Genomic DNA, 3,040 nt, shown 5'->3' with positions numbered 1-3,040 from the left:
CGGCGCTGGAGGAGGTGGCCGCCCGGCCGCCCGCCGGCACCTGGGGCGACACCCACCGCCTGGCCCCCTGGCGGGCGCTGCCGCCGGCCACGCCGTACGACGAACCCGGCCTCTCCGGCGACCACGACTGCGTGCTGTGCACCTCCCCCGTGCCCGGTCTCACCGACCTCGCCGCGCGCGGCCCGGCCGCCCGCTACGTCTGGGACCTGGCCGACCGGGAGAACAGCCGCTGGGTGGTGCCGCTGGGCGCGTCCGGCGTACCCGGCTCACCCCACCACCGCGACCAGCAGCCCCTGTGGCTCGCCGGAGACCTGGCCCCGGTCCTCACCGACTGGGCACAGCTGAAGAAGGAGACCGATGTCTGACCCGTACGCCTCCCGCGCCGCCGTCCACGAGCAGGCGGTCGACGGCTTCGGCACCGTACGCGTCCTGCCGCTGGACCCGGCCGCCGACGCGCCCCTCCTGCACCGCTGGGTGAGCGAGGAACGCGCCGTCTTCTGGGGCATGAACGGCCTCACCGCACAGCGGGTCGCCGAGATCTACGCCCACCTGGACACCCTCGACACCCACCACGCGTACCTCGTCCTCAAGGACGGCGAACCCGCCGCGCTGCTCCAGACGTACGAACCGGAGGCCGACCGCGTGGGCGACTGCTACCCCGTCGAACCCGGCGACATCGGCATCCACCTGCTGCTCGCCCCCGCCGGAACCGGGAGTCCCCGCCCCGGCTGGACCGCCGCCCTGACGGGCGTCCTGGCCGCGTACGTCCTGCTCGGCCTCGACCGGAGGCGCATCGTGGTCGACCCGGACGTGGCCAACGAGAAGGCCGTCGCCCGCTTCCTCAAGCAGGGCTTCACCGCCGGCCCCGTGGTCGTCCTCCCGGAGATCGACCTCCCGGACGTGTACCTGCCCGAGAAGAAGGCACAACTCGCCTTCCTCACCCGCGAGGTAGCCTTCGGAAGGTGACCCCCGACGATCTCGTCGCCCACTACGGACTGGAGCCGATCCCCCGCGAGGGCGGCCGGTTCCGGCAGACCTGGGCCGGTCCCGCACGCCCCGACGGCCGGCCCGAGGGCACCGCCGTCGTCGCCCTGCTCACCGACGCCCCCGGCGACTTCTCCGCCCTGCACCGCCTGCCCGCCGACGAGATCTGGCACCACTACCTCGGCGACCCGCTCCACCTGCTCCTCCTCGCCCCCGACGGCACCGCCCGCACCCCCGTGCTCGGCCCGGACGTCCTCGGCGGCCAGTACGTCCAGCTCACCGTCCCGGCCGGCACCTGGATGGGCGCGCGGGTGGCGGCCGGCGGCGCCTGGACGCTGTTCGGCTGCACGATGGCACCCGGCTTCACCTACGAGGGCTACGAGCACGGCGACGCGGCGGAACTGACGGCGCGCTACCCGGACCGGGCGGCGCTCATCGCGGAACTCTGCCGTCCATGAGCCGGAAGGGCCTGCTCGACGGCCAGGTCGCCCTGATCACCGGCGCGGGCGGCGGCATCGGCCGGGGCATCGCGCGGCGGTTCGCCGAGGAGGGCGCGGCCGTCGCGCTGCACTGCCGTACGGCGGTGGACTCCGCGCGGGAGACCGCCGGCCGCATCCGCGAGTCGGGCGGCGAGGCCGTCGTCCTGCGGGCGGACCTCACCGACGAGGACGCCTGCCACCGCGTGGTGGCCGAGGCGGCCGACCGGTTCGGCGGCCGGCTGACCGCGCTCGTCAACAACGCCGGCGTCCAGCCGGTCCAGGAGCTCGCCGGAATGACGGCGGCCGAATGGCGGGCGGTCGTGGACACCAACCTCACCACCGTCTTCGCCTGCACCCAGGCGGCGGCGGAGCTGATGCGGGACGCCGGAGGGACCATCACCCACATCGCCTCCGTCGAGGCCCGCGTCCCGGCGCCCGGCCACGCCCACTACACCGCCTCCAAGGCGGCGGTCGTCATGCACGCCCGCGCGGCGGCCCAGGAGTACGGGCCGTGGGGCGTGCGCGTCAACACGGTCTCGCCCGGCCTGATCGAACGGGAGGGCCTGGCCGACGCCTGGCCCGAGGGCGTACGACGCTGGCGGCGGGCGTCCGCCGTGGGCCGGCTCGGCCGTCCGGAGGACGTCGGCGACGCCTGCGTGTTCCTCGCCTCCCCGCTCGCGTCCTGGGTGACCGGCCACGACCTGGTGGTGGACGGGGGAGCCACGGCCCGGCCGACCTGGTGAGCACACCGGGCCCGCCATCCGTACGTAACCCTGAGCGGGACGGCCGGGAGGCGGGTACGACGTGGAGCGACGGCGGAGCGGGGCGGCGGACGACGGCGGACGGGACGGAACCCCGAACGGCCGCGGCACCCGGCGACTTCGAGGGCTGGTGCTGCTGGGCACCCTGCTGGTCCTGCTCGTCCTCGGCGGCGCGGCCCCGGCGAGCGCCCACGCCGCCCTCCGCGGCAGCGACCCCGGGGACGGAAGCGTCGTCGAGTCCGCGCCCCGCCACCTCACCCTGACCTTCACGGAGTCCGTCGGCCTGCTCGACGACTCCTTCCGCGTCTACGGCCCCGACAACCGCCGGGTCCACCTGGGCGAGCCGCAGCACGCGGACGGCGCCTCCGACACCGCCCGCGCGGACCTGCCCGGCGGCCTCGCCGACGGCACGTACACGGTGGCCTGGCGGGTGGTCTCCGCCGACAGCCACCCGGTCTCCGGCGCCTTCACCTTCTCCGTCGGCGCACCCTCGCCCACCGCGCCGGCGGCACCGGCGGACCACGCCGAGCACCCGGTCACCAAGAGCCTCTACGACACCGGCCGCTACCTCGCGTACATCGCCGCCGCGCTGCTCATCGGCACGGCGGCGTTCGCGGCGCTGTGCCGGCCACCGGACCCCGCCCCGCTGCGGCTGCCGCTGCTCACCGGCTGGTGGACCCTGCTGACGGCCACGACCGCCCTGCTGGTCCTGCGCGCCCCGTACGAGAACGGCACCTCGCCGGCGACCGTCCTCGACCTCCCGGCGTTCACCGGCACCCTCACCGGCCGTCCGGGCATCGCCCTGCTGACCCGCCT

At 75.8% G+C, this 3,040-nt stretch carries 5 protein-coding genes; all 5 read left to right on the top strand.

Annotation, left to right across the window (positions count from 1 at the left end; genetic code table 11):
* Positions 1 to 365 (top strand): penicillin acylase family protein (locus B7767_RS33320; protein ID WP_143652755.1); only part of this gene is annotated, 365 nt, incomplete at its 5' end.
* On the top strand, positions 358 to 966 hold the full coding sequence (locus B7767_RS33315; RefSeq protein ID WP_085575364.1) for a GNAT family N-acetyltransferase: 609 nt from the start codon (positions 358 to 360) through the stop codon (positions 964 to 966). The genes B7767_RS33320 and B7767_RS33315, both read left to right, overlap by 8 nt.
* Complete coding sequence (locus B7767_RS33310) at positions 963 to 1,442, top strand: cupin domain-containing protein (RefSeq protein ID WP_085575363.1); 480 nt, start codon at positions 963 to 965, stop codon at positions 1,440 to 1,442. The genes B7767_RS33315 and B7767_RS33310 overlap by 4 nt, the downstream gene beginning before the upstream one ends.
* On the top strand, positions 1,439 to 2,206 hold the full coding sequence (locus tag B7767_RS33305; protein WP_085575362.1) for an SDR family NAD(P)-dependent oxidoreductase: 768 nt from the start codon (positions 1,439 to 1,441) through the stop codon (positions 2,204 to 2,206). The genes B7767_RS33310 and B7767_RS33305 overlap by 4 nt, the downstream gene beginning before the upstream one ends.
* Before the next feature lie 148 nt (positions 2,207 to 2,354).
* A partial coding sequence (locus tag B7767_RS33300) for a copper resistance CopC family protein (RefSeq protein ID WP_143652756.1) occupies positions 2,355 to 3,040 on the top strand: 686 nt, incomplete at its 3' end.

It is taken from the genome of Streptomyces sp. 13-12-16 (genome assembly GCF_002114215.1).
Taxonomy (GTDB): domain Bacteria; phylum Actinomycetota; class Actinomycetes; order Streptomycetales; family Streptomycetaceae; genus Streptomyces.
Note: the sequence above shows the minus strand (reverse complement) of the source record. Positions and strands in the feature narration are given on the sequence as shown.